The 26,299-nt window shown below is 59.8% G+C and carries 28 protein-coding genes; 16 read left to right on the top strand and 12 right to left on the bottom strand.

Annotated elements, in window-relative coordinates; all coding sequences use genetic code 11:
• Positions 1–216: 216 nt before the first annotated feature.
• Positions 217–1,449, bottom strand: coding sequence for a selenoneine synthase SenA (senA, locus tag H4V98_RS08765; protein ID WP_196862929.1), 1,233 nt, complete (start codon positions 1,447–1,449; stop codon positions 217–219).
• On the opposite strand from senA, the gene senB reads away from it, so the two are divergent.
• From senB to H4V98_RS08745, 4 genes are all read left to right on the top strand, one after another.
• The gene (gene senB, locus H4V98_RS08760; RefSeq protein WP_348535222.1) at positions 1,448–2,515 is read left to right on the top strand and encodes a selenoneine biosynthesis selenosugar synthase SenB; all 1,068 of its coding nucleotides are present in this window, start codon (positions 1,448–1,450) and stop codon (positions 2,513–2,515) included. The two genes, senA and senB, sit on opposite strands and share 2 nt — an antisense overlap.
• On the top strand, positions 2,515–3,588 hold the full coding sequence (gene selD, locus H4V98_RS08755; RefSeq protein ID WP_196862857.1) for a selenide, water dikinase SelD: 1,074 nt from the start codon (positions 2,515–2,517) through the stop codon (positions 3,586–3,588). Before senB ends, selD begins: the two co-directional genes overlap by 1 nt.
• Before the next feature lie 385 nt (positions 3,589–3,973).
• Positions 3,974–4,576 carry a TRAP transporter small permease subunit gene (locus H4V98_RS08750; protein ID WP_196862858.1) on the top strand — a complete coding sequence of 201 codons (603 nt, stop codon included), beginning with the start codon at positions 3,974–3,976 and terminating at the stop codon, positions 4,574–4,576.
• Positions 4,577–6,400 (top strand): TRAP transporter large permease subunit, encoded by a 1,824-nt coding sequence (locus tag H4V98_RS08745; RefSeq protein WP_196862859.1) that lies wholly within the window; start codon positions 4,577–4,579, stop codon positions 6,398–6,400.
• A 102-nt stretch (positions 6,401–6,502) separates the two neighbouring features.
• On the opposite strand, the gene H4V98_RS08740 is transcribed toward H4V98_RS08745, so the two are convergent.
• The 4 genes from H4V98_RS08740 to xseB form a co-directional block, all read right to left on the bottom strand.
• Positions 6,503–7,585, bottom strand: a complete 1,083-nt coding sequence (locus H4V98_RS08740; protein WP_196862860.1) for a TRAP transporter substrate-binding protein — start codon at positions 7,583–7,585, stop codon at positions 6,503–6,505.
• Between the two features lie 234 nt (positions 7,586–7,819).
• The gene (gene dxs, locus H4V98_RS08735) at positions 7,820–9,730 is read right to left on the bottom strand and encodes a 1-deoxy-D-xylulose-5-phosphate synthase (protein WP_196862861.1); all 1,911 of its coding nucleotides are present in this window, start codon (positions 9,728–9,730) and stop codon (positions 7,820–7,822) included.
• 37 nt (positions 9,731–9,767) lie between these two features.
• Positions 9,768–10,739, bottom strand: a complete 972-nt coding sequence (locus H4V98_RS08730; RefSeq protein WP_196862862.1) for a polyprenyl synthetase family protein — start codon at positions 10,737–10,739, stop codon at positions 9,768–9,770.
• A gap of 101 nt (positions 10,740–10,840) precedes the next feature.
• Entirely contained in the window at positions 10,841–11,125 is a 285-nt protein-coding gene (gene xseB / locus H4V98_RS08725; protein ID WP_196862863.1) for an exodeoxyribonuclease VII small subunit, read from the bottom strand.
• A 278-nt stretch (positions 11,126–11,403) separates the two neighbouring features.
• Here xseB and H4V98_RS08720 point away from each other — a divergent pair, with 278 nt between their 5' ends.
• The 3 genes from H4V98_RS08720 (at position 11,404) to H4V98_RS08710 (ending at position 14,455) form a co-directional block, all read left to right on the top strand.
• On the top strand, positions 11,404–12,522 hold the full coding sequence (locus H4V98_RS08720; protein WP_196862864.1) for an aromatic ring-hydroxylating dioxygenase subunit alpha: 1,119 nt from the start codon (positions 11,404–11,406) through the stop codon (positions 12,520–12,522).
• Positions 12,523–12,625: 103 nt separating this feature from the next.
• Positions 12,626–13,528, top strand: coding sequence for a DMT family transporter (locus tag H4V98_RS08715; protein ID WP_196862865.1), 903 nt, complete (start codon positions 12,626–12,628; stop codon positions 13,526–13,528).
• A gap of 24 nt (positions 13,529–13,552) precedes the next feature.
• Positions 13,553–14,455, top strand: coding sequence for a sulfurtransferase (locus tag H4V98_RS08710; protein ID WP_196862866.1), 903 nt, complete (start codon positions 13,553–13,555; stop codon positions 14,453–14,455).
• 97 nt (positions 14,456–14,552) lie between these two features.
• Here the strand turns inward: H4V98_RS08710 and H4V98_RS08705 are convergent, their stop codons facing one another.
• Complete coding sequence (locus tag H4V98_RS08705; protein ID WP_196862867.1) at positions 14,553–14,774, bottom strand: hypothetical protein; 222 nt, start codon at positions 14,772–14,774, stop codon at positions 14,553–14,555.
• Between the two features lie 340 nt (positions 14,775–15,114).
• Between H4V98_RS08705 and H4V98_RS08700 the strand changes: the two genes are divergently transcribed.
• Positions 15,115–15,327 carry a KGG domain-containing protein gene (locus H4V98_RS08700; protein ID WP_196862868.1) on the top strand — a complete coding sequence of 71 codons (213 nt, stop codon included), beginning with the start codon at positions 15,115–15,117 and terminating at the stop codon, positions 15,325–15,327.
• An 844-nt stretch (positions 15,328–16,171) separates the two neighbouring features.
• Here the strand turns inward: H4V98_RS08700 and H4V98_RS08695 are convergent.
• The 3 genes from H4V98_RS08695 to H4V98_RS08685 are packed head-to-tail and all read right to left on the bottom strand — an operon-like array spanning position 16,172 to position 16,955.
• Positions 16,172–16,468: a hypothetical protein gene (locus H4V98_RS08695; protein WP_196862869.1), complete on the bottom strand. Its 297-nt coding sequence runs from the start codon at positions 16,466–16,468 to the stop codon at positions 16,172–16,174.
• A 1-nt stretch (position 16,469) separates the two neighbouring features.
• A complete protein-coding gene (locus tag H4V98_RS08690; RefSeq protein ID WP_196862870.1) occupies positions 16,470–16,682 on the bottom strand; it encodes a hypothetical protein in 213 nt (70 codons plus the stop codon).
• Between the two features lie 39 nt (positions 16,683–16,721).
• A complete protein-coding gene (locus tag H4V98_RS08685) occupies positions 16,722–16,955 on the bottom strand; it encodes a hypothetical protein (protein WP_196862871.1) in 234 nt (77 codons plus the stop codon).
• A gap of 163 nt (positions 16,956–17,118) precedes the next feature.
• Here H4V98_RS08685 and H4V98_RS08680 point away from each other — a divergent pair, with 163 nt between their 5' ends.
• From H4V98_RS08680 to H4V98_RS08645, 8 genes are all read left to right on the top strand, one after another.
• On the top strand, positions 17,119–18,195 hold the full coding sequence (locus tag H4V98_RS08680) for a substrate-binding domain-containing protein (protein WP_196862872.1): 1,077 nt from the start codon (positions 17,119–17,121) through the stop codon (positions 18,193–18,195).
• A gap of 178 nt (positions 18,196–18,373) precedes the next feature.
• Positions 18,374–19,045 carry an amino acid ABC transporter permease gene (locus H4V98_RS08675; RefSeq protein WP_280757445.1) on the top strand — a complete coding sequence of 224 codons (672 nt, stop codon included), beginning with the start codon at positions 18,374–18,376 and terminating at the stop codon, positions 19,043–19,045.
• The gene (locus H4V98_RS08670) at positions 19,045–19,698 is read left to right on the top strand and encodes an amino acid ABC transporter permease (RefSeq protein WP_280757444.1); all 654 of its coding nucleotides are present in this window, start codon (positions 19,045–19,047) and stop codon (positions 19,696–19,698) included. Before H4V98_RS08675 ends, H4V98_RS08670 begins: the two co-directional genes overlap by 1 nt.
• Positions 19,699–19,747: 49 nt before the next feature.
• The gene (locus H4V98_RS08665; protein ID WP_196862875.1) at positions 19,748–20,554 is read left to right on the top strand and encodes a transporter substrate-binding domain-containing protein; all 807 of its coding nucleotides are present in this window, start codon (positions 19,748–19,750) and stop codon (positions 20,552–20,554) included.
• 31 nt (positions 20,555–20,585) lie between these two features.
• Entirely contained in the window at positions 20,586–21,374 is a 789-nt protein-coding gene (locus tag H4V98_RS08660; RefSeq protein ID WP_280757443.1) for an amino acid ABC transporter ATP-binding protein, read from the top strand.
• On the top strand, positions 21,364–22,191 hold the full coding sequence (locus H4V98_RS08655) for a TIM barrel protein (RefSeq protein ID WP_280757442.1): 828 nt from the start codon (positions 21,364–21,366) through the stop codon (positions 22,189–22,191). The genes H4V98_RS08660 and H4V98_RS08655 overlap by 11 nt, the downstream gene beginning before the upstream one ends.
• Positions 22,192–22,198: 7 nt before the next feature.
• Positions 22,199–23,164, top strand: coding sequence for a sugar kinase (locus tag H4V98_RS08650; protein ID WP_280757441.1), 966 nt, complete (start codon positions 22,199–22,201; stop codon positions 23,162–23,164).
• Positions 23,165–23,166: 2 nt separating this feature from the next.
• Positions 23,167–24,165: a D-glycerate dehydrogenase gene (locus H4V98_RS08645; RefSeq protein WP_280757440.1), complete on the top strand. Its 999-nt coding sequence runs from the start codon at positions 23,167–23,169 to the stop codon at positions 24,163–24,165.
• Positions 24,166–24,359: 194 nt separating this feature from the next.
• Here H4V98_RS08645 and H4V98_RS08640 read toward each other — a convergent pair whose 3' ends face one another.
• From H4V98_RS08640 to H4V98_RS08630, 3 genes are all read right to left on the bottom strand, one after another.
• On the bottom strand, positions 24,360–25,157 hold the full coding sequence (locus H4V98_RS08640) for a ZIP family metal transporter (RefSeq protein ID WP_280757439.1): 798 nt from the start codon (positions 25,155–25,157) through the stop codon (positions 24,360–24,362).
• A 247-nt stretch (positions 25,158–25,404) separates the two neighbouring features.
• Entirely contained in the window at positions 25,405–25,704 is a 300-nt protein-coding gene (locus H4V98_RS08635; protein WP_280757438.1) for a hypothetical protein, read from the bottom strand.
• On the bottom strand, positions 25,670–26,155 hold the full coding sequence (locus H4V98_RS08630; protein WP_348535221.1) for a 2Fe-2S iron-sulfur cluster-binding protein: 486 nt from the start codon (positions 26,153–26,155) through the stop codon (positions 25,670–25,672). The genes H4V98_RS08635 and H4V98_RS08630 overlap by 35 nt, the downstream gene beginning before the upstream one ends.
• Positions 26,156–26,299: the final 144 nt, after the last annotated feature.

Raw genomic sequence — 26,299 nt, 5'->3', positions numbered from 1 at the left:
CAGGAGCAGCCATGTTTTCCCACGAAATGCGCGTCTGTTTGACGATTCAGATGACGGCGCAACACAGGAAATCCATACTATTTCGGACCCGACCCGGGAACCATGCCTTTCACCCAGCCGGGTCATGGATTGCGGATCAAGTCCGCAATGACAAAACAGATATCAAACCAAATAAGCTTCCGGCGCAATACCAGATTGGGTAAGCAGTTATTTATTTCATAGCGCGCAAGACCTGAACCCACAAAACATATCGTCCCGCCCAGGCATATAGAAATTACGGTATTTCGGATATTTCATGCGCGCACGGGTCGCAAACGAGCCGCCGCGCAACACCTTGTGCGTGCCGAACCAGGGCTCAGAATAGGTTTGGTACGGATCTGGCGCAAAACCCGGATAAGGCCGGAACGTCGTGCCCATCCACTCCCACACCCCGCCCCAGCGAAAACCCCGGCGCGACGCGGTGTGGGCCGCCACTTCCCATTCCACCTCGGCGGGCAGCCGGCGGCCGGCCCAGCGGCACCAGGCGTCGGCTTCCCACCAGGTCATGTGCATGGCGGGCTGGGTGCCCTGCATGCGCATGGGCTGGCCAAACCGCGTCTGGATGACCGCACCGCTGCCGATGCCGATCTGCTCGACGTAACGCGGCCCCCGGCGGCCCTCGCTCGCCGCTTGCGCCTGCAGCCATTGCCAGCCGTCCGGGTGCCACAATTCCTGCCGGTCGTAACCGCCATCGGCCACAAACTCGACGTACTGCGCCCAGGTCACAGCCTGGGCGTCAATTTCAAACTCGGGCACGTTGACGGTGTGGCCCTGCTTTTCGTTGTCAAACGCGAACCCTGAACCGGCGCCGGCGCCTGAGGCAGTGCCCATCTGCCAGGTCGTGGCAGGAATCAGCATTGGCTCGCGCAGCGCCATCGGTGGTGGCGTAAAGGCCGACTGCAAGGGCTTGTCCAGCGGCAAGCCAATGGTCTGCGCCATGATGGTCAGCGCTTCGCCGTGCATGTCTTCATGAAACAGGCACAGGCGGTAAAAGTACAAGGCGTCATCGTCGCTGTCGGCTTTTTCAAGCAACTCCAGTGTGCTTTCCAGCGTGTTCAACAGATACGCCCGGCAATTGGCCATGTCCGGGACATCCAGTGTCCAGCGCGAATCATGCGGCACCTGGTCCGAATCCCACCAGCGGTCTGCGTTGGGCTCGATGGACGCCTGGCGGGCCTGTGCCGGGTCGCAACGCGTGCCCCGCGCCCGCTGCAGGTTGCGGCCAATCCAGCGCTCCTGAAACCAGGCCACATGGCCCAGTTCCCACAGCGGCGGATTCAGCGTGGCAAGCAGGGGCACGGCAAATCCGGTTTTCTCCAACGCGTTCTGGTACTGCCCGAAAAGGTGCAGCGTATGATTGCGCGCGTCCATCAGCGCGAGCGACAGGAGTTCCCGGTCCGCCTTGCGCATGAGAGGTGAATCGATCAAATTGGGTGATGTATTGGGTATGGAATCTAAAGCCAAAACAGTGGTCCTGGTAAGCCCGGCGATGGCCGAATCAAATAACGGCAACTGGCACACAGCTTACCGCTGGGCAAATTTCTTGTCGAATCATTGTGACATTGCGCTGTTGCCGCACTGGCCATCGCCGTTGCTGCAGCGCACACCACAAGCGCTGGTGGCGCTGCACGCCCTGCGTTCGGCAGCTTCGATCCGGGCCTGGGCCAAGGCCTGGCCCGACAAACCGCTGGTTGTGGTGCTGACCGGCACCGACCTGTACCGCGACATCCACAATGATGCTCAAGCGCAGCAGTCGCTGGCGCTGGCGACGCATCTGGTGGTGCTGCAGGACGCCGGACTGGCGGCATTGCCGGAAGTGTGGCGGAGCAAGACACAGGTGATTTACCAGTCAGCCCCGGCGTTGAAGCCTGCCGACAAGTCCACCCGCCGTTTTGGCGTGCTCATGGTCGGCCATCTGCGTGACGAAAAAGACCCGCTGACCTTCATGCGGGCTGCGGCCTGTGACTTTGCCGCCGGTGTTCATTTTGAACAGATCGGCATGGCGCTGGCGCCGACTTTTGCAGTCGCTGCCCGCGCCACGGAACAACACACCGCGCGCTACCGCTGGTTTGGCGGCTTGAGCCGCGCGGCCACCCGCCAGCGCATCAAGCGCGCGCACGTCCTGGTGAACTGCTCGCTGATGGAGGGCGGCGCGCAGGTCATTCTGGAAGCCGTGCAGTCGGGCACGCCGGTGCTGGCGACGCGCATCAGCGGCAACATCGGAATGCTCGGCGAAACCTATGCCGGTTACTTTTCACCCGGCCATGATGCGCAGCTGGCGGCGCTGGTGCGGCGCTGCGCGGCGGAGCCGGATTTTCTGGCGCTGCTGCAAAGCCAGTGCAGCGCACGGGCAGTCTTGTTTTCGCCACAGCAAGAAAAGCGCCTTGTCATAAACTTGCTGGCTTCTGCGCTGGGTGCCCCTGACAGCCTGCGCGACCGGCCTACCCTGTCTTTTTCGCCTTTGAAAGCATCCTGATGACGACATCCGACACCCTGAAAATTCCCGCTGTCCCCCGCCTGACCAGCCTGTCGCACGGCGGCGGCTGCGGCTGCAAGATTGCGCCTGGCGTGCTCAGTGAAATCCTGAAAAATTCCAGCAATATGCCGGGGCTGAACTTGCCACCCGAGCTGCTGGTAGGCATTGAAACCGCCGACGATGCCGCGGTTTACAAGCTCAACGACGAGCAGGCCCTGATTGCCACCACCGACTTCTTCATGCCGATCGTTGACGACCCCTATGAATTCGGCCGCATTGCCGCGACCAACGCCATCAGCGACGTGTACGCCATGGGCGGCACGCCCATCATGGCGCTGGGCATCGTTGGCATGCCGATCAACGTGCTGCCCCTGGAAACCATAGGCGCCATCTTGCGCGGTGGCCAGGACGTGTGCCGCGATGCCGGCATTCCGATCGCGGGCGGCCATACGATTGACTCGGTCGAGCCGATTTACGGTTTGGTGGTGATGGGGCTGATCCATCCTTCGCAGGTCAAGAAAAACTCCGGTGCCAAGCTGGGCGACGTGCTGATTCTGGGCAAGCCGCTGGGCGTCGGCATCTTGTCGGCCGCGCTGAAAAAAGAAGCGCTGAGCGCCGAAGGCTACGCACAGATGATTGCCGTCACCACCCAGCTGAACAAGCCGGGCATTGAGTTGTCAAAGATGGATGCGGTGCATGCCTTGACCGACGTGACCGGCTTTGGTTTGCTCGGCCATGGGCTTGAACTGGCGCGCGGCGCCGCGCTCAAAATGCAGATTCAGCTCGACCAGGTTCCGCTGCTGCCCGGCGTGCTCGAACTCGCGGAGCAAGGCATGGTCACCGGCGCTTCAGGCCGCAACTGGGAAGGCTACAGCGCAGAAGTTTCACTGCCGGCCGATATCAGCGTGGCCCGCAAAGCCCTGCTGAGCGACCCGCAAACCAGCGGCGGCCTGCTGGTGGCCTGCGCGCCCGAGGCAGCCGATGCAGTGCTGGCGTGCTTTCAACGCCACGGCTTTGAAGGCGCGCGCCAGATAGGCACGATGGTCGAGGGCAGCGGCGTCGAAGTCGTCTGATTTTCAGCGCAGCAAACCCGGTGACTGGCGCGCAGGAAGGCCAGCGCCACGCCACCAACCCAGAACCACTCTGACCTGCTGGCCAAATTTATATAAAAAAGGCATTTTTCGCATGCTGCAAAATCGTTTACAGCTATTAATTAAATAGCAAGCTCACCACAGGGAATTTTGCTTTTTGCTTAAAGCGGTTGCCGGTCAGATCGCTATCGCTTCGAATTCAGCGGGCCCGCGCAATAAAAAAAAGGCTTCAAGGGACAACACTGTTCATCAGTGGCAAAACAGTTCTTTAGAATCCTTCCCGTTACACAAAACTGTATCGACCAGACTCATCCAGCCTGGCCTGATCGCTTGATGTGACGTCGTTCTTTAATCCGGAGACAAAAAATTGCGCGCATTACTTAAACTCTCACAGGCCGTGGATGGCCTGAACACCCTGGTCGGGAAAGTCACCATGTGGCTGATCCTGGCGACCACGCTGATCAGCGCAGGCAATGCCATCGTTCGAAAAATCTTCGACTCCAGTTCAAACGCGCTGCTTGAAATCCAGTGGTACCTGTTTGCCGGGGTGTTTCTGCTAGGCGCTGGCTACGGTTTGCTGAAAAATTCACATGTGCGCATCGATTTTCTTTCCTCGCGCTTCAGTGACCGGACACGCAACTGGATCGACGTTGTTGGCATCCTGGCGGTGCTGTTCCCGTTTTGCGTCATCATCATCTCGCTGAGCTGGCCGCTGTTCATGCAGGCGCTGGAATCAGGTGAAATGTCGCACAATGCCGGCGGCCTGATCCGCTGGCCGGTGTACGGCCTGGTGCCGCTGGGCTTTGCCCTGCTCATGCTGCAAGGCCTGTCCGAGCTGATCAAGCGCGTGGCGTTTCTGACAGGCCAGGGGCCGGACGTCATATCGGGCGAGGACGTCAAGTCCGACGAACAAAAACACATTGAAGAGCTGGAGGCCGTTGCCGCCCGCAAACTGGCCGGGAAATCCTGAATGCAGACCACCTTTTTGGCACAACAGTTTGTGCCGCTCATGTTCGGGGGGCTTTTGCTCCTGCTGCTGACCGGTTTTCCGGTGGCTTTTGCACTGGCTGCCGCCGGCCTGGGGTTTGGCTTTATCGGCATTGAGTCCGGAATTTTTCCGGCCGCACTGTTCCAGGCACTGCCGCTGCGCATCTTCGGCATCATGCAGAACGACACACTGCTGGCGATTCCGTTTTTCACCTTCATGGGCATCATCCTGGAGCGTTCCGGCATGGCCGAGGACCTGCTGGAAACCGTCGGCCAGGTGTTTGGCCCGCTGCGCGGCGGACTGGCCATCGCGGTGATCCTGGTGGGCGCGCTGCTGGCGGCCACCACCGGCGTGGTAGCCGCAGCGGTGATCTCGATGGGCCTGATCTCGCTGCCCATCATGCTGCGCTATGGCTACAGCCGGGTGATTGCCACAGGCGCCATCACCGCGTCGGGCACGCTGGCGCAGGCGGTTCCGCCTTCCCTGGTGCTGATCGTGCTGGCTGACCAGCTCGGCCGATCAGTGGGCGACATGTATTCGGGCGCGCTGGTGCCCGGCCTGCTGCTGGTTGGCCTTTACATCCTGTTCATCGTCGTGGTGGCCCTCTTCAAACCGGCCCTGGTGCCGGCGCTGCCGCAGGAGGCGCGCATTTACCGCGAGCCCACGGGCAGTTCGGGCCACCGTTCCTTGCTGGTGCTGGCGTTGATCTGCACGGCAGTCGGCTTTGGCTGGGCGCAGGTGCACAACCAGTTGCTGACGGTCTGGCTGGAGCGCAGCATGCCTGCACCGGGGGATGAAATCGTCATCCTGTCGATGACGCTGGCGTCGCTGACCGGCTTGGCGCTGGCCATCATCAACAAGGTCAGCCGCCTGGGCCTGCTGTCGCGTCTGGCCGAGCAGGTGACATTTGTGCTGATGCCGCCACTGATCCTGATCTTTCTGGTGCTGGGCACGATTTTTCTGGGCGTGGCCACACCCACCGAAGGCGGCGCCATGGGCGCGCTGGGCGCGTTGATTCTGGGACTTGGCAAAAGGCGCCTGTCGTGGTCGCTGCTCAAGCAAGCGCTTGACAACACGGCCAAGCTGGCGTCGTTCGTGCTGTTCATCCTGATCGGCTCGACGGTGTTCAGCTTCGTGTTCAATGCCGCAGACGGCCATATCTGGGTCGAGCATCTGTTTGACAGCATTCCGGGCGGCGGCTGGGGCTTTTTGATCGTCGTGAACATCCTGGTGTTCATCCTGGGCATGTTCATCGACTTCTTTGAAATCGCCTTCATCGTGATTCCGCTGCTGGCGCCGGCGGCTGAAAAAATCCTGCCAGGCCTGGTTCCGGGCATGACGCCGGATGCGGCGATGATCTGGTTTGGCGTCATCATCGCCATGAACCTGCAAACCTCGTTCCTGACGCCGCCGTTTGGCTTTGCGCTGTTTTACCTGCGCAGCGTGGCGGCCAAAAAGGACTACAAGGACCGCGTGACGGGCCAGAACATCAAGGCCGTCACCACCAACGAGATTTACAAGGGCTCCATCGCCTTCATCTGCCTGCAACTGATCATGGTGGCTTCCATCATGATCTACCCGTCACTGGTGACCGGCGGCATCGTGAAGGAAAAAAGCCTGAGCAACTCGGAAATCATGGACATCCTGCGCATGCCGGAACCTGAGCCTTTTCCTGTCGATCCGGAGATGCCTGGCGGCGAGGCAGTACCGGCAGAAAACGATGCTGAAGCGCCAGCCGCCGAGGCAATCGATCCAATGAAGGCGATGCAGGAGGCGCTTGCGAGAAGCGCCAAGCCGGCCCGGTGATTTTCACGGTGAACCGGGTGGCCGGCGCTGTTGGCCAAACCAAAAAAAGCCTGGCCGCAGAGATGCAGCCAGGCTTTTTAACGGGTACTGACTGGTCAGCGTTTAGATCTTGACCGACGCCATGTAGTTGCTGAAAGCCGATTCAGAGAAACGTGCCCACAGTAACTGGTCACGCTGGAACGCACGCATGTCGGTATGAATCTTCTTGAACTCGGGCGACTTGGCCTCGTGCTCGGCAAACACTTCCATCGACGCCTTGTAGCCGGCATCCATGATGGCTTTGGGGAAGGCCTTGAGCTGGGTCTTGGCGCCGACCAGCTTTTTCAGGGCAATCGGGTTGACGGCATCGTACTTGGCCGTCATGTCGCGGGCCGCAACGGCGGTGGCCGCATCGACGATGGCCTGGAATTCGGGGCTCAGCGCTGCATAGGCTTTGGTGTTGATGAAGAACTCCAGCTCGGCGCCGCCTTCCCACCAGCCGGGGTAGTAATAAAACGGCGCAACCTTGTTGAAGCCGAGCTTTTCGTCGTCGTAAGGACCGACAAACTCCACCGCGTCAAGCGTGCCTTTTTCAAGAGCCTGGTACACCTCGCCCGCCGGCATGTTCTGCGGCACGACGCCGAGCTTTTGCATGGCTTCGCCGAACAACCCGCCGCCCAGGCGCATCTTCAGGCCCTTCAGGTCAGCGACAGTCTTGATTTCCTTGCGGTACCAGCCGCCCATCTGGGTGCCGGTGTTGCCGGCGCTGCGGCTCTTGATGTTGTACTGGGCGTAGAACGCATCCATCAGCTTGCGGCCGTTGCCGTGTTCCATCCAGGAATCCATCTGGCGGGCCGTCAGGCCGAAAGGCACGGCGCAGCCAAAAGCAAAAATCGGGTCCTTGCCAGAGAAATAGTAAGACGCCGTTTGCGCCATCTCGACGGTGCCGTTTTGCACGGCATCGACGACGCCAAAGGCCGGCATCAGTTCGCCGGCCGCATGCACCGACACTTCAAACTTGCCGCCTGACAGGGCTTTCACCGTCTTGGCGAACATTTCGCCGCTGCCAAAAATGGTGTCCAGCGATTTGGGAAAGCTGGACGCCATGCGCCAGCGAACAGCGGTCTGCGCATGCACGGCGGGTGCAATGCCTGCAGCCAGCACACCGGCAATGCCAGCGTTTTTAATGAGTGATCGACGATCCATGAGTGCTCTCTTTTTGAAAAGTTAACGATTGCTTGTGTCGTATTTGCCTGTCGGTCAGCACCCAAGATTTCTTGCGGCCATGCCCGTGACAGTCACGATGGCCGCCGGTAGCGGCCTGTCTGACATTTTGTCAGTTTTTGTACCGCTTTCGCCCCGTTGTTACCCGTAGAAAAGCGCAAAAACGGCAGGCAGGTGCCAAACGCGGTGGACAAGTTCTTCTGTGCCCCTGCTTGGTCAGGCCACCGATTTCAGTATGACCTTGGCCAGCGGGTCGTGAACCTTGATGTCACCAAAACGCTGGCGGATGGCGGCCTCAATGCCGGCGGCATCCAGGCCCTGCAAGGCGAGCAGATGAGCCGGGTCACCGTGCTCAATGAACTCGTCGGACAGCCCGAGCTGCAATAGTGGCCTGAGAATGCCTGCTGCCTGCAATGCTTCACCGACTGCGCTGCCTGCACCGCCCATGACGGCACCCTCTTCCACTGTCACCAGGGCTTCATGGCTGGCGGCGATTTTCAGCAGCAGTTCAGTGTCCAGCGGCTTGGCCCAGCGCATGTTGACAACGGTTGCGCCAAGCTTTTCAGCCGCCTGCAGCGCCGGGTACAGCAGCGTTCCGAAAGCGAGAATGGCAATGTGATGGCCTTCCCGGCGCACCTCGCCCTTGCCAAACGGAAGCGACTTCAAACCCGCCTCGGGCTCGACACCCACGCCAGCGCCACGCGGATAGCGAACGGCCACCGGCGAGTTCTGCTCGAATGCGCTGGTCAGCAATTTGCGGCACTCGTTTTCGTCAGCCGGGCAGGCAATGCCCATGTTGGGAATACAGCGCAAAAATGGAATGTCGTAGGCACCGGCATGGGTGGCACCATCGGCACCCACCAGCCCGGCGCGGTCAAGGGCAAACACCACCGGCAGGTTTTGCAGCGCCACGTCGTGAATCAGCTGGTCGTAGCCGCGCTGCAAAAAGGTCGAGTAAATCGCCACCACGGGCTTGAGGCCCTCGCAGGCCATGCCGGCGGCAAAGGTCACCGCATGCTGCTCGGCAATGCCGACATCGTGGTATCGCTTGGGAAAGCGGCGGTGGAACTCCACCATGCCCGAACCTTCGCGCATGGCCGGTGTGATGCCGACCAGGCGCGGGTCGTGCTCGGCCATGTCGCAAAGCCAGCGGCCAAACACCTGGGTAAAGGTTTGCTTGGCGGGCGTGCTGGACTTCTGCAAGCCCAAGGATGGATCGAACTTGCCGGGGCCGTGATAGGCAATCGGATCGGCTTCGGCGAGCTTGTAGCCCTGGCCTTTTTTCGTCACGACATGCAGGAACTGCGGCCCTGCGCCGGTCGCCAGCAGGTGCTTGATATTTTCCATCGTGGGAATCAGTGATTCCAGGTCATGGCCGTCGATCGGGCCGATGTAGTTGAAGCCAAAGTTCTCGAACAGCGTAGCCGGCACGACCATGCCCTTGGCATGGGATTCGAGCCGACGGGCCAACTCCAACAGCGGCGGCGCCACGCGCAGCACCTGCTTGCCGACCTGCCGGGCCGACGCATAGAAGCGTCCGCTCATCAGTTGCGCAAGGTGGCGGTTGAGCGCGCCCACGGGCGGACTGATGCTCATGTCGTTGTCGTTGAGCACCACCAGCAGGCGGCTGTCGTCATGCACACCGGCATTGTTCAGCGCTTCAAACGCCATGCCGGCGCTCATCGAGCCATCGCCGATGATGGCCACGGCATTGCGCTCTTCGCCCTTGAACTGCGAAGCCAGCGCCATGCCGAGTGCTGCCGAGATCGAGGTCGATGAATGCGCGGTACCGAACGTGTCGTACTCGCTCTCGTCGCGCCGCGGAAAACCCGACAGCCCGCCAAACTGGCGCAAGCTGGCCATGCGTTCGCGTCGGCCCGTCAGGATCTTGTGCGGATAGGTTTGGTGGCCCACGTCCCAGACCAGGCGGTCGTCGGGCGTGTTAAAGACATAGTGCAGGGCCACCGTCAGTTCGACCGTGCCCAGGTTGGAGCTTAGATGCCCACCGGTTTTGGAAACGCTGTCGAGCACGTAGGCGCGCAATTCGTCGGCCAGCGTCTTGATCTGCGCGCGTGGCAGCCTGCGCAGGTCAGCCGGACTGTTGATGGTTTCGAGCAATGAGTACATCGTGGTGTGTTTCCTTTATGGCCGGGCCAGGCCGTGATCAGTGCTGCCGGTTGACCAGCATGTCGGCCAGTGCCCGCAAGGCGTGGGTATTTTCAAGCTGGCTGGCCTGAAGACTGGCCAGGGCTTTTGCCAGCAATTCTTGTGCATAGCGCTGCGAAGCCTCCAGCCCCATCAGCGAGACGAAGGTGGGTTTGTTTTGGGCCGCATCCTTGCCGGCTGTCTTGCCCAGCGTGGCGGCGTCGGCCGTCACGTCCAGAATGTCGTCGACGACCTGGAACGCCAGGCCGATAGCGGCACCGTAGTCCCGCAAGGCATCGAGCGCCAGCGGGGCGGCGCTGCCGCAGGCAGCGCCCATCATCACACTGGCTTGCAGCAATGCGCCGGTCTTGAGGCGGTGCATTTCGTGCAATTGTGCAGAGGTCAGCGGCAAGCCAATGCTGGCCAGGTCAATGGCTTGACCGCCGGCCATGCCCTGATAACCGGCCGCCATGGCCAGCAGGCGGCACAGGCGCGCCTGCGTCGCGGCGTCGACTGACGCATCGTCGGGGGTCAGCAGCTCGAACGCCAGCGCCTGCAGGGCATCGCCGGCCAGCAGCGCCTGCGCTTCGCCAAACTGCACATGCACCGTGGGCTTGCCGCGGCGCAATACGTCGTTGTCCATGCACGGCATGTCGTCATGCACCAGCGAGTAGGCATGAATCAGCTCGACCGCGCAGGCCGGACGCAAAGCCACCGGCGCAGCGCCATTGACCGCGTTGCAGGCCGCCATGACCAGCAACGGACGCAGCCGCTTGCCGCCGTCAAGAACGGCATAGCGCATGGCGTCACCAAGGCCGGCCGGTGCTGGCGCATCGGCCGGGCTGGCCACCCATCGGGACAAGGCGCCTTCGATGGCGGCGAGTTGCCCAGCGCTCCAGGCGTCCAGGTCAAACAGGGGAATATGTTCAGGAGCGTTCAATTCAGTGGTCTTTTGCGCTGGGGCGGTGACGCCGTTGATAACAGGAAACATGGGAACGTATTCAGTACAAGCCAGCCCGCTGCATGTTTGCCTGCAGCGCTACGCGCAAGGTCAAGCATGGGCGGGTTGCATTGAAAATGCCAAACAATGGTCTAAGCCTGGGTCCAGGGTTTGAGCTCGGAGCCTTCGAGCACCTTGATCTGGGTTTCAACTGCTTCGAGCCGGTCCCGGCAAAACTTGAGCAACTGCGCGCCGCGCTGATAGCCCGTGAGCAACTGGTCCAGCGGCAACTGGCCAGATTCCAGCCGTGCAACCAGCCCTTCGAGTTCCTGCAGCGCGGCCTCGTAGGTGGCAGGCAGCGCTGGCAAGGGCGTGGCACTGGCAGTTAAGCCCGGCGCAGGCGAAGAGGCAGTAGAGGAAGCGGAGCTTTTGGCCATGTGAATAAGGTTCTGTGGCTGATTTTAAAGGTTTGCAGTTATTTTGAATGTAGGCACCCGCAAAGCCGGGTGGTCAGGCATTATCCCGCTGGCTGCAGATGGGCACTTGAAGGCAGGCTGCGCAGGTACACTTGATAACCATTCTTGATGCCGGATCTGGCCATATACATGGCGAATTCACCCTATTTTTTGTCCGCAGGCTGCTTACTGCCTGCTTGTTCACCCGGCTTTTATACCGTTGCCTCGCCTGGCTTCGGCCGCCTGTTGAGAGAAACCCGATGACCGATAAAAGCCTTCGGCTGTTGCAAGCCACCAGCCAGCTTCCCATTTCCAGCTATTTTGATACCGGGCTTTACCAGCGCGAACAGCAAAAACTGTTTGCGCACGGACCGCGTTACCTGGGCCATGAACTCGCTGTGCCCAACCTTGGCGATTACTACACGCTGCCTCAGGAAGGCGATGGCCGCGCGCTGGTGCGCAATGCCTCGGGCATCGAGCTGATTTCCAACGTCTGCCGGCATCGCCAGTCCATCATGCTGCAGGGACGGGGCAACACCGGCAGCAACATCGTCTGCCCGCTGCACCGCTGGACCTACAACACCTCGGGCGAACTGGTTGGTGCGCCGCATTTTGAAGTTGACCCCTGCCTGAACCTGAACCGCTACAAGACAACGACCTGGAACGGCCTGGTGTTCGAAGACACCGGCCGCGATGTGGCCACCGACATGGCAGCGCTGGGCCATATGGCTGACCTGGATTTTTCGGGTTATCAGCTCGACAAGGTGCATCGGCATGAATGCAACTACAACTGGAAGACCTTTATCGAGGTCTACCTGGAGGACTACCACGTCGGCCCCTTCCATCCCGGGCTGGGCGGCTTCGTCACCACCGACGACCTGCGCTGGGAGCTGGCGTCCACATATTCCATGCAGACCGTGGGTGTGTCCGACAAACTCGGCAAGCCTGGCACCGATGTTTACAAGCTCTGGCACGACGTGGTGCTGCAGTACCGAAATGGCCAGCCGCCCAAGTACGGTGCGATCTGGCTGACGTGCTACCCGCACATCATGATCGAGTGGTACCCGCATACGCTGGTGGTCAGCTCGTTGCACCCGCAAGGGCCGGACAAGACGCTGAACGTGGTGGAATTTTTCTATCCCGAGGAAATCTGCGCCTTCGAGCGCGAGTTCATCGAAGCCCAGCAGGCCGCCTACATGGAAACCTGCGTGGAAGACGATGAATTGGCCTTGCGCATGGACGCCGGCCGCAAGGCGCTGATGCTGCGCGGCGACAACGAATTCGGTCCCTACCAGAGCCCGATGGAAGACGGCATGCAGCACTTTCACGAGTGGTACCGCCGTGAAATGGGCGCCAGCAAAACTACCCAGATGATTTGAGGGCATGCATCCGTCAGCTTGATGCTATTTATTGAATAGCTGCCCACGCATGCTGGGCATGCGCAAAAGACATTTTTAACCCACAAAATCCGAAAATCAAACGATGCAAGCCGTCTGGATGGTCCTGTCCGCTTTCCTGATCGCCTCCATGGGCGTGTGCGTCAAGTTTGCGTCCGCGCACTTCACCAGCGCCGAACTGGTGTTTTACCGGGGCGTGGTGAGCGTTGTCTTCATGGCAATGTATGCGCGTGTCCACGGCACGTCCCTGCGCACGGCCTACCCGGCCATGCACGCCTGGCGCAGCGTGATCGGCGTGATGTCGCTGTCGGCCTGGTTTTATGCGATTGCCCACTTGCCCCTGGCCACTGCCATGACGCTGAACTACATGAGCAGCGTATGGATTGCCGCTTTTCTGGTCGGCGGCGCGCTGATGCTTGGCAAGCCGGGCAAAAAGGGACCGAAACAGGGTCCGCTGGTGTTGGCGATTCTGGCCAGCTTTGGCGGCGTGGTCATGCTGCTGCGCCCCGCGATGGACCAGAACCAGAGTTTTGCCGGCCTGATTGGGCTGCTGTCGGGGTTGGGTGCCGCCTTTGCCTACATGCAGGTCATGGCGATTTCACGCATGGGAGAGCCCGAAATACGCACGGTGTTTTACTTTGGCGTTGGCACCGCGGTCGCGGGCGGCCTGGGCATGGCACTGACCGGCACTTCGGCGTGGAGCTGGGAGCAGGCTTTGTGGCTGCCCCCCATCGGCATCCTGGCATCACTCGGACAACTGGCCATGACCAAGGCCTACGCAATGTCGAAAAACCATGGCAGCACCTTGATGGTCGCCAATCTGCAATATTCGGGAATTGTGTTTGCCGCGCTCTACAGCCTGGTCCTTTTTGGTGACACTATTCCCCTGACGGGCTGGGCCGGCATGGCACTGATCGTTGTCAGCGCTGTGGCTGCCACGATGCTGCGGGCCCGCGCGGCACCCAATGCGCCGGCTGAAGAACATTGAGACTGCTTTACCCAAGGAACCCTCATGACAAACTACACCACCCTGATTTCAGCCGAACAATTGCAAGCCCTGACGAAAAGCGGTCAGCCACTGCGCATCTTCGACTGCAGTTTTGATTTAATGCAGCCCCACGCGGGAATGCAAAACTACCTGAAATCGCATATTCCCGGCGCCATCTACGCGGATCTGGAAACCGCCCTGACGGCGCGTCACGGCGTGCCCGGTGCGCATGGGTTGATTACGGCCTCGGGCGCCGATGCGCCGGCCTCGGGAGGACGCCATCCGCTGCCCAACCGCGAAAAGTTCGCCACCTGGCTGTCCAGCGTCGGCATGGGCAATGAAATGCAGGCGGTCGTCTATGACTGCAACCAGGCCAACTACTGCGGCCGCTTGTGGTGGATGCTGAAATGGGCCGGCCATGAAAATGTCGCCATGCTTGATGGCGGTCTGCAGGCCTGGCAAGCAGCAGGCGGCGCAGTCAACAGCGGCGAAGAGCCTGGCCACTTCCAGACCAACTTTCTGACCGGACCGGAACGCGCCCTGTTGGTGGATGCGCAAACCATTGTCAGCCAGCTCGGCCGTCCAACCCAGACCTTGATCGATGCACGGGCCACGCCGCGCTTCAAAGGAGAAATCGAGCCGCTTGACCCGGTCGCCGGGCATATTCCGGGGGCGCTCAACCGCCCTTTTGGCTTGAACCTGATGCCAGACGGAAAATTCAAGCCTGCCGATCAATTGAAAGCCGAATTCATGGCCCTGCTGGGTCAGCGTGATCCGGCCAGCGTGGTTCACCACTGCGGCAGCGGCGTCAGCGCCCTGCCCAACCTGGTGGCGATGGAAATTGCGGGACTGGGACGAACGGCGCTGTACGCTGGCAGCTGGAGCGACTGGTGCAAGGATCCGGAGCGTGCTGTCGCGCAAGGTTGAAACGCGCCAGAACCCACTGCATGGCAAAAAAGCCTGATGCGTGATGAGCGCATCAGGCTTTTTTAAAATTGGAGAATCAAATATATTTGATTTGGTATCAGCCGCCAGAGCCGCTAGCGGCTTTGGCAGGCGGCATGGCGGAGCCATTTCCCATCGACCCTGATCCGGTACCAGATGAACCCATGGGCGGGCTGGTGGAAGAAGTCCCTGGTGTCCTGGGAGTCGAAGTGTCTGATGTCTTGTTGCAGCCTGAAAGGGCCAGCGCAGCAACCAGAGCCAGCGCAGCAGCGGTTCCGGTTTTCAGTTTGGATGGATGCATAGGGGTTTCCTTTGAAAAAGAGGGGCGGCTAACTAACTGTCAGCCAGTGGTCAATTTAGCGGGTCTTCTTTTAATTGACACATGAGACACCGGCTTCTCGAAATGTAGGAATTTTTCGCCTTGGCGTCTTGGAATAAGACCAGACATCTGCACGGATCAAGACAAAACCGATCTTTTTGATTCCTGCTGTCCTACACAAAAAAATCATCCAATATCGACAAAATTGATAAAAATTATATTTAAAACAATAATTCAAAAAATATAGCGCAGGTTACTTTCGTCCATGAGGCGCTGACATGGATTGCGAATTTCAAAGCGTGTATTTAAAGGAGATACTGAAATGGCAAATAGCAAGCAAGACAGTAAATTCACTGGCAATCCAGGTGGAAAAGGCGAACGTGGCTTTGCGGCCATGGACCCCAAGCGACAGCGTGAAATTGCCAGGGAAGGTGGCAGGGCGGCACACCAAAGCGGCAACGCGCATGAGTTCACTTCGGAAGAAGCGCGCATAGCCGGTCGCAAAGGGGGCCAGGCAAGTACCAAGCAGCGCTAAAAAGCCGTATCGGCCAGCAGCAAAGGGCAATTCAGGCGCTGTTTTGTGCTTGCACTTTGTCTGAAAATAATCAACTGTTGCATTCAGACGGCTTGCGCAGATAGCGGTAATTAGCCAACGCTTTTTAAATGGTCGCCACAGGCTGAAGTATTAAAAATTTACTTTCAACTTGAAACCCCTTCTACGATCTTCAGGGAAAAACCGGAACCAAGATTTGGTTGAAATGTTTAAATCCAGGCTTTCAACTGATCCAATCCGGCTGTGCATGAAAACCGGAAGACATTGGCCGTCAGTGTTTTAATTGATCAACCATGCGTGACGTGCCAGACCCAACGATTTATGTGGATTGTCTTTCAACTGCTCTGAATTCGGACCCTGCTCTTTGCAGCCCTTAGTGCCGTTATCGGGACGCTCTGGCTGGCTTCTCGAAGGTTTCGACTCTCGCCCGCTGTCTGGCTTGTAAGTTTTCACGATGCCCTCCCTACAGATTGGCAACCGACCCGAAACGAAAAACAGGCAGCTACAGAACGCCAATGTCTGGCACTTACTTTAAGCAACACAGCAAGTCCGCTTTGTAGGAATTTATTGAAATGGCATTAAGGAAATTCTTAACTGCTGACCAAACAGACATGACAGTTGAAAGACTTCAAAGCATTTGATGCTTTAGTCCTGCTAACCCCATAAACAGCGGGTCAAGTTACTTTTCCGATTGGCTTGAAACTGAGCCAGTTCAGGAAATCATAGGCATTGGAGTGGGTTGCACTTCCCCAGGTTCAGGGGGTGTAGACAAAGGCTGAACAGGTTCCGGAGGAGGTACGTTTGGGTTGGTGGCCATATGTTGCTTTCAATTTTCTTGAGTAAATGGGTCTGGCGGGTTGGGCGACTCGCGCAATTCGGGACGTTGTTTCAAATCACGGATCATGGCCTCGCCAACAACGTCCCGGCCGTCTGAAGGCAGATCGGGTTCAAGTGCCATATTGGGTTCTTCGTCCGCGACAGCCTGGTTCGATGGCGTAGTCGAAATCTCTGCATCGGGTTGATGAACCGATGCTGCAGTCCCTTTGCTGGAAATGTTTTCGTCAATAGAAACAGCTGCGCCGTCTGATCCGCTTGCGCCACGGGGTTCAGCAGAAACATTCATTTCAAAATCCTCCAAGGACCAAGGGAACGTCATGGCTGGCAACGGTCGCGGCTGCCATCAGTGAAACAAGTACAGCCGCGCCGAAAGCGATGTGACCTGCAAACCTGGCATGCAGCTTTCCGGACTGACGAGCGCGGATTGCGGATTTTTTGCACTTGCCTGTCACGGTGACACAGGGCTTGTTTGCAATTGAAATGTCTGAAAGCTTGTTCATGCCGGCCTGCCTTCATTGCAGAGTAAATTGTTCTATGGCTTAGTTTGTGATGTTCAGTGCAAGTGGTTCATAGGCCGTAATGCCCTGACGATGTAAGCGTTGGGCTGAAGCCCGGGAAAGCACAAATCGGCACAGCCAGAAATGTTCAGAAATATCTGGCGCAGCATTCAGCCAAGGGCCGTTATTGCTGCGGTGCCAAATTTTGCGTTGGCGCAAAATTTGGCGAAGAACACAGTGCGTCATGAACGCCAGGGCTGACACATCAGCCAGCATTAAATTTTATAAAAACAGGCTTTTCGCTAACATCACCTTGTTTCTTTGCTATAAAAATAGAAGCAAGAACAAGTTCTTGCCGGCCTGTTGGCGGTGCTACCATTCCTGAAACTGGTTTCAACACTGCGTCAAAAACTTTCTGCTTTTCACTCCCGCTCTGTCCATGTCTTTGCCAAAAATCCAGCCTTCCATCACACGCTCCCCTGCACGGGCCACGATTGCAGATGTCGCTCGCAAAGCCGGTGTTTCAAAAGCCACGGTGTCGCGCTTCCTGAACCACCGTGAAACCCTGCTCACGCCCGACATTGCCGCGCGCGTCGAGGTGGCGGTGGCCGCACTGTCTTACAGCCCCAGCCCGATGGCGCGGGCGCTCAAGCGCGGCCGCTCACGGCTGATCGGCCTGGTGGTGGCCGACGTGACCAATCCTTTTTCAGTGGCTGTTTTGCGTGGCGCCGAAAAGGCCTGTCAGGAAGCCGGCTACCTGCTGATGCTGTTCAACCTCGGCAATGACAGCCGTTGCGAGGGCAAAGCCATTGAAGCACTCTCGGCGTATCAGGTCGAAGGCTTCATCCTGAACACACTGGGCGGCGACGCCGGCGCCGCCGCCGATGCAGCCCGTCACGGCAAGCCCGTGGTGCTGGTGGACCGGCGCCACCAAAACATGCAGGCCGACTTTGTCTCCCTCGACAATGCGGGCGCCGTGCAGCTCGGCGCGCGCCATCTGGTTGAAGCCGGCTACCGCGAACTGCTGTTTATCTCGGAGCCGGTCAAAAACGTGAGTTCCCGTGTGGAACGCGATACGGCGTTTCGCAGCTTCATTGGCAATGCCAAGCCAGAGTTTCCAGACCTTCAGGGCCATACTTTTGAAAGTACGGAAGACAGCGACGACGCGCTGGACCAGGCGCTGCGCGACCAGCGGCAGCGCGCCGGCGGGCAATTGGCAGGTGTCATTTCAAGCAATGCCGTGGTCACGCTGCGGGTGGTGGCCAGCATGGCGCGACTTGGCTGGCAACTGGGCGGCGACCTGGGGCTTGTGGGTTTTGACGACACCGAATGGTCGCCTTACATTGGCCCCGGCCTCACCACCATCGCCCAACCCACTGACGAAATCGGCCGTTTGGCGGCCAATTGCTTGATGGAACGGCTCCAGGGTCTGGACCTGCCGCCGCGCCAGATTCTGTTGTCAGGCCGCCTTTTGCCGCGCGGCTCATCGGTTCCATCGGTATCGGTGGCACCGTAGTTATTTCAACAAGCTAGGGTTTTCACGGAGTTACAGACCCCGTACCCTTGATTTTATAATTCAATGAAACCGGTTTCAGGATTAACAAAAACCAACGCCTCGCCATGTTTCCAGAGCAACTTATCTTTTCCACCGTCCATAAGGCCATGACGTTTTTTACGACGCCAGCGCTCCACCCATGAACTACAGCTTCCAGTTCTGCGACGTTTTTGCAGCCTGGCCGCTGCTGCTCAAGGGCACATGGAACACCATTGAGCTGTCGTTGCTGGCGATGCTGCTCGGGCTGGTGGTGGCCATCGTTTGCGCCTGGGGCAAGACCGCCGGGCCGAAACCGCTGCGCTTTGTCATTAACGCCTACATCGAACTGATCCGCAACACGCCGTTTCTGGTGCAACTGTTCTTTTTCTTTTTCGCCCTGCCAGCGCTCGGCCTGCGCTGGTCGGCCTACACAGCGGCGCTGACGGCGCTGGTCATCAACCTGGGCGCCTACGCAACCGAAATCATCCGCGCCGGTATCGAGTCGATTCCCAAGGGTCAGATCGAAGCCGGCCTGGCGCTGAACCTGAAGCGCCACGAGATTTTTCGTTTTGTCATTTTGAAGCCGGCGCTCAAGGCGATCTACCCCGCGCTGACCAGCCAGTTCATCCTGCTGATGCTGAGTTCGGCAGTGGTGTCGGCCATTTCCGCAGAAGACCTGACCTCGGTGGCCGCCAACCTGCAGTCGCAAACCTTTCGCAGCTTTGAGATCTACATCGTCGTGGCAGGCATTTACCTGCTGCTGGCGATGTCGTTCTCGGCGCTGTTCCGCGCGATCTACAAGATCAGCCTCAACTACCCGGATCGTCGGTAATGCGTACTTTCGGATTTCCTGAATTCCTGTTCATCCTCCAGGCGGCGCAGTGGACGGTATTGCTGTCGCTGATCGCCTTCATCGGCGGCGCCATCGGGGGCCTGCTGGTGGCGCTGGCACGCACGTCTGAAAACCAGCTGGCCCAGTTTGTGTCGGGTGTCTTCATCCAGATATTCCAGGGCACGCCGTTGCTGCTGCAGCTGTTTTTGGTGTTTTTCGGCGCGCCGGTGCTGGGCTTTGACATCAACCCGTGGGTTGCGGCCGGTGTGGCGCTGATATTGAACAGCAGTGCCTTCCTGGGCGAAATCTGGCGCGGCTGCATTCAGGCGATTCCTGCCGGCCAGGTGGAAGCGGCGCACGCGCTGAGCCTGTCCTATGTCTCGCGCATGCGCTTTGTCGTCCTGCCGCAGGCCTTCAAAATTGCGCTGGCGCCTACGGTCGGCTACATGGTGCAAATCATCAAGGGCACGTCGCTGGCGGCGATCATCGGTTTCACTGAAATCACACGTGCCGGCCAGATCATCAACAACGCCACCTTTCAGCCGCTGATCGTGTTCAGCGTGGTGGCAGCGATTTATTTTGCACTGTGCTGGCCCCTGTCACTGCTGGCTGCGCGCATGGAACGCCGGCAGGCCGCGGCGCTGGCACGCTGATTCGGCCCCACTTTCGACTTGTTTTTCAATACCAACTGGAGACTTCACCATGACCAAGCATCTGCAACGCCGCATTTTCACCAGCACTGCGCTGGCCCTTGGCTTGGCCGCCACCCTGGGCGTCTGGGCACCCGCCGCCAACGCGCAAAGCGTGGCCGAGATCAAGAAAAAAGGCGAGCTGACCGTCGGCATGCTGGTGGACTTTCCGCCCTACGGCACAATGAACAGCAGCAACCAGCCCGACGGCTACGACGCTGACGTGGCGCGCCTGATGGCCAAGGATTTGGGCGTGAAGGTCAATCTGGTGCCGGTGACCGGCCCGAACCGCATTCCATTTCTTCTCACCAACAAAGTCGATCTGCTGGTCGCCTCGCTGGCCGTCACACCCGAGCGCGCCAAGCAGGTGCAGTTTTCCAAGCCGTATGCTGCCGCCAGCATTGTGCTGTATGGCGACAAGAAGGCTGACCTGAAGTCGCCGGCCGATCTGAAGGGCAAGCGCGTCGGTGTCGCCCGTGCCAGTACGCAGGACGTGGCGCTGACCGCCGTGGCGCCCGAAGGCACCGAAATCCGCCGCTTCGACGACGACGCATCGGCCATGCAGGCGCTGCTGTCGGGACAGGTGGACGCCATCGGCTGCTCGACCACCGTGGCCGCGCAGATTGCCAAGCGCGCCCCGGCCAATACGTATGAAAACAAGTTCCTGCTGCGCCAGCAGGTCATGGGCGTGGCCATGCGTCCCGGCCAGGACGAGTTGCTCAAGACTGTGGACGACTTTGTCGCCCGCAACACGGCCAATGGCGAACTCAACAAGCTGTACCAGAAATGGCTGCAGACAGACCTGCCCAAGCTGCAGTAATCCTTGAGACGCAACGGACCACGGTGCTTTTATGACAGACACAATGCATTCCCCCTCGCCGGCTGACGGCGCTGAACCCATCATCCGCATCGAGGCGGTGGACAAGTGGTATGGCAAGTTCCAGGTGCTGACCGGCATCAACCTGAGCGTTGCGCCGGGCGAGCGCATTGTGGTCTGCGGGCCCTCCGGGTCGGGCAAGTCAACGTTGATTCGCTGCATCAACCGGCTCGAAGTGGTGCAAAAGGGGCGCATCGTCGTCAATGGCATTGACCTGACGGCCGGCGGCAAGAATGTCGATTCGGTGCGTCAGGAAGTCGGCATGGTGTTCCAGCAGTTCAACCTGTTTCCGCACCTGACGATTTTGCAGAACTGCACGCTGGCGCCGATGCGCTCGCGCGGCTTGAAGCAGGAGGAAGCCGAAACCATCGCCATGAAATACCTCACCCGCGTGCGCATTCCCGAGCAGGCGAAAAAATACCCGAGCCAACTGTCAGGCGGCCAGCAGCAGCGCGTGGCCATTGCGCGCGCCTTGTGCATGACGCCCAAGATCATGCTGTTCGACGAGCCGACGTCGGCGCTCGACCCGGAAATGGTCAAGGAAGTGCTGGACACCATGATCAGCCTGGCCGACGACGGCATGACCATGCTCTGCGTCACGCACGAAATGGGCTTTGCCCGCAGCGTGGCCGACCGGGTGATCTTCATGGCCGACGGCCAGATCATCGAGCAGGCGCCGCCGCAGCAGTTCTTCAGCAACCCGCAAAACGAAAAAACCCGTAATTTCCTCGGCCAGATCCTGAATTCGCAACATGCGCACTGAAGTCCCAGTAGCCCCGGGCGCGCCGCCCATCCTGGTTTCCCTGACCGCTTTTGGCGCCGCTGAAGTGCGCCGCCATGGGCAGCTTTGGTTTACCCGACTGAGCCACGAAGCCGGCGCTGACGGCATCGAAGTGCGCAGCGAACTGCTGGTCGATGCTGCCAGGGAACTACCCGCCCTGGCCCAAGCGCTTCACGACACCAAAATGCGCGTGGTGTATTCAAGTGCTGACGGCCTTTGGACGGCTGACGGCGCGCTGGACAGGACGGCACTCCAGAACGCCCTGCAGGCCGCCAAAACTTTAGGCGCACCACGGCTGAAAATGGCGATTGGTGGTTTTAGCGCTGCGTCCCGCGCCAGCCTGATGACGCTGCGGGATAGCCTGCAGACGGCCAAGATCGAACTCGTGATCGAGAACGACCAGACACCCACGGCCGGCACCCTGCCCGCACTGCAGGACTTTTTTGATGCGGCCAATGACCAGGGCCTTTTCGTGGCCATGACCTTCGACATGGGCAACTGGCACTGGACCGGCGAATGCCCGCTGCTGGCCGCTGCCGCGCTGGCCACCCAGGTACGCTACGTGCATTGCAAGGGCGTGCAGCGCCTGCCGCATCGCTGGGTGGCCGTGCCGCTGGCTGAATCCAGTGCGCCCTGGCGTGCCGTGCTGCGCGCCCTGCCGGCCGATGTGCCGTGGGCCATCGAATACCCGCTGATCGGCGACGACATCCTGGCCGTCACGCGGCACGAAATCGACCAGTTGCGCAGCGTGGCTGCCGTCATGGCAAACCGTTCTCCTTTTCCGTTATCGCAAAAATGAAGCTCCTATGACACCCGCCCTGGACGTGATCACCTTTGGCGAAGCCATGCTGTTGCTGGTCGCTGACCGGCCCGGCCCGCTGGAGCAGGCCGAAGCTTTTTACAAGCGCACCGCCGGTGCCGAAACCAATGTCGCCATCGGCCTGGCGAGGCTGGGCCTGAAGGTCGGCTGGGGCAGCCGCCTGGGCACCGATTCCATGGGCCGGTATTTGCTGGCCGCCATGCAAAAGGAAGGCATCGACTGCACGCACGTGGTGTGCGACCCATCACAAAAGACCGGTTTCCAGTTCAAGTCCATGGTGTTGAATGGCACTGACCCGGAGGTGGAATACCACCGACATGGTTCGGCGGCCAGTCATATGTGTGTAGATGACATTGACGAGGCCTGGCTGCAGTCGGCGCGCCACCTGCATGCCACCGGTGTGTTTGCCGCCATTTCGGCCAGCACCCTGCCCGCTGCGCGCAAGACCATGGACTTGATGCGCGCGGCGGGCCGCAGCGTCTCGTTCGACCCCAACCTTCGCCCGACCTTGTGGTCCAGCCCCGAACTGATGCGTGAATCGATCAATGACCTGGCCAGGCGCGCCGACTGGGTGCTGCCCGGGCTGGAAGAAGGCCGTTTATTAACAGGCGAAGCCAGCGCCGAAGGCATTGCCCGCTTCTACCGCGAACGAGGCGCCAAACTGGTGGTCGTCAAGCTCGGCGCGAAAGGCGCGTACTTTGACAGTGACACCGCCGGCAGCGGCTATGTGCCGGGCTTTCCGGTGGACCAGGTGGTGGACACCGTGGGCGCAGGCGATGGGTTTGCGGTCGGCGTGATCAGCGCATTGCTAGAAGGATTGGACGTTGTCGAAGCGGTCAAGCGCGGTGCCTGGATTGGCGCCCGCGCGGTACAGGTACTGGGCGACAGCGAAGGCCTGCCGACCCGCGCCGAACTCAATGAATTCACTGAATTCCATCCGACAGGACTTTGACAATGGCTGCTACCACTCAACGCCAGAAGGTTCTGGTCTTCAGGGAATTGCCCCCGGACCAGCTGGCACGGCTGCTGGCGCAGCACGACGTGACGATCGCCAACCCTCGCCTCCCCGAGCAGCTGGCGGCCTTCGAGGCCGGGCTGGCGACCGCTGAAGGCCTGATCGGTTCCAGCTACCCGGTGGACGCAGCGCTGCTGGCCAGGGCGCCGCTGCTCAAGGTCATCTCCAGCGTATCGGTCGGCGTGGACAACTACGCGCTCGATGCTCTGGCGGCGCGCGGCATCATGCTGTGCCACACGCCCGGCGTGCTGACCGAAACCACCGCCGACACGGTTTTTTCCCTGGTCATGGCGACCAGCCGGCGCATTGTCGAGCTGGCAAACCATGTGCGCGAAGGCCGCTGGACACGCAACATCGGTGAAGACCTGTTCGGCTCGGACGTGCATGGCAAGACGCTCGGACTGCTGGGGTTCGGCCGCATCGGCCAGGCCGTGGCGCGACGTGGCGCCTTGGGCTTTGGCATGCCGGTGCTGTACCACAGCCGCCGCCCGGTGGACCTGGCCAGTCAGGCGCCAGACCTGGCGGGCAAGGCGGCGCACACACCGCTCGATGAACTGCTGCAGCGTGCCGACATCGTGGCTGCTGTATTGCCGCTGTCGCGCGAAACCCGGGGCCTGATGGGCGAGCGCGAGTTCAGTCTGATGAAACCTGGCGCAATTTTCATCAACGGCGGACGCGGCGCTACCGTTCAGGAAACCGCCTTGCTCCATGCGCTGAACAACGGAACACTGCGCGCGGCCGGCCTGGACGTGTTCGCCACCGAACCGCTGCCGATGGATTCGCCGCTGCGCCTGCATCCCAAGGTGACGGCGTTGCCGCACATTGGCTCGGCGACGTTTGAAACGCGTCACGCCATGGCGGTGCTGGCGACCACCAATCTGTTGCAAGCGCTGGCCGGCGAGAGCCCTACGGCAGTTTTTGCCGAATCAGCGTCCTGAGCCCAATCCTTTGGTTGATATTCAAATATTGATTAAATCTGCCTTATGCGCAATATCATCAAGCGTATTCAGCTATTAAAATAGTAGCAATTAAGTCTAGACTTGAGCTGTTCATCATGCTGGCTTGATCAGTACCGCGCGCATTGACACGAGCGCCGTGCTTTTTTTGCGCTTTCCGCCAGTCGGCGCTTGATTCAGTGCGCGTGCGCCAGGCGGCTGACCGCCATCACCATCCCGATACCAATGGCCAGCCAGGCAATCTGCGCGGCGGTTTCCTGCATCGAGGCGCGTTTTTGCAGTTGTGGAATCAGGTCGGCCAGGGCCACATACATGAAGCTGCTGGCCGCCAGAACCAGGAAAAACGGCAGATAGCCATACAACTGGTCCACCAGAACATAACCGACCACGCCGCCCAGGGCTGTGACAGCGCCTGCCAGCGACACCTTGACGATGGCAATTCGCCGGTTGTTGGCGCTCTGGCGGCGCAGCACGATCAGATCGCCCATGTGGTGCGGCACTTCATGCACCAGCACCGCCAGGGCGGCGACAAAGCCCAGGCGCATGTCGGCAATGAAGGCCGACGCAATCAGGATGCCGTCACCGAAGGCATGGACACTGTCGCCAGCCAGGATGGCCCAGCCACCGGACGGATGGCTGTGGCCATGCGCGGCATGGTGGTGGTGGGGTGCATGCGCGTGGCCCGAGCCTTCGCCATGGTGTTCATGGCTGTGGTGCCACAACTCCGCCTTGTCCAGCAGAAAGAAAAACACCAAACCGACCAGCAGCGTGGCAAACAAATCGTCAGGGGCGACCTGACTTTCAAACGCTTCGGGCAGCAGATGCAGGAAGGCCGTGCCAAGCAGTGCGCCAGCCGCCAGGCTGAGCATGTGCTGGGTGTAGCGGGCCAGTGCGCCAAAACTGAGCAGCGCCGCCAGCCAGACACTGCCAATGCCGGCCGCCATGGTGCCCAACAAGATTGCCATTAAAACCATAGCTGCCTGCGCCCGTCCTGATTGGGCCAGAGCCCGAAATGATCGATAAACATGAAAAACCCGGTTTTGGCGTCCACCGCAAAATCGGAATCCGTGCCGATTATCAAGGGTGACTGGGACAGCGCCTGAAAATGCGCTCCACTTTCAGTGGAGCGCAGCAGTGCATCATCGCAATTCAGCCAATGCCCCAGCATCCCGTCAAGCACTGGTCAGCAAGTGCTGCGCTAACAACAAAAAGGTGAAAACTTCAGGCAATGACCGGAAGTGCAGGCAATACCTTGTCGAGCGTCAGCGGGTAGTTGCGAATGCGCACGCCGCAGGCGTTGAACACCGCAATGGCCAGCGCTGCACCGGCGCCGCAGATGCCAAGCTCGCAGACGACCTTGATCTTGAGCAGATTGATCTTGTCATCAACTCCGGGCAAGAAGATGGCTTCGATGGCCGGTATGTCGGCATGCACGGGCACATGGTATTCAACCAGGTTGTGGTTGACGAAAAAACCGAATCGCGGGTCAATGATTGCTTCTTCGTGCAGCGCCGAACCCACGCCCCAGACTCATGCGTTCGCGGATTTCCTCGTCGGTCAATGCATCTGCTTTGGACATGCCGGAAATGTCGACTGTGGCATGGCTGGGCACGCTGAGCCAGACTTCGGACAACATGCCTGCCGCTGAACAGATCAGCCCCGGCGTGCAGTAGCCGCACTGAAAACCGTCATGCTGCAGAAATGACGCCTGCAGCTGATGCAGCACGTCGCCCCGCGCCAGCCCTTCGATGGTGGTGACGGCCTGGCTGTCGTGCATTGCCACCAGCGTCAGGCAGGCATTGATTCGCCGACCTTCCACCAGCACCGTGCAGGCGCCGCACTGGCCGTGGTCGCAGCCTTTTTTGGAACCGGTCAGCTGCAAATGCTCGCGCAGGACATTGAACAGCTTGGTGCGTGTATCGGCCTTGAGGGTGTGGCTTTTTCCGTTCACGGTCAGCTGCGTGCTCAACATGTGCGGCGCCTGCAGTCAAAACAGAAGCCGCCGGGACCTGAAAAACGTCGCGTCGCGTGCAGCCAGCTGTGAAACCGAGGCATTCATTCATGGGCAACATTCCTGAAACTGTTTTGATGAATAGTCCAAAAATATCCGATGCAG

The sequence above is a fragment of the Polaromonas sp. CG_23.6 genome (genome assembly GCF_029892315.1).
Taxonomy (GTDB): Bacteria; Pseudomonadota; Gammaproteobacteria; order Burkholderiales; family Burkholderiaceae_C; genus Polaromonas.
Note: the sequence above shows the minus strand (reverse complement) of the source record. Positions and strands in the feature narration are given on the sequence as shown.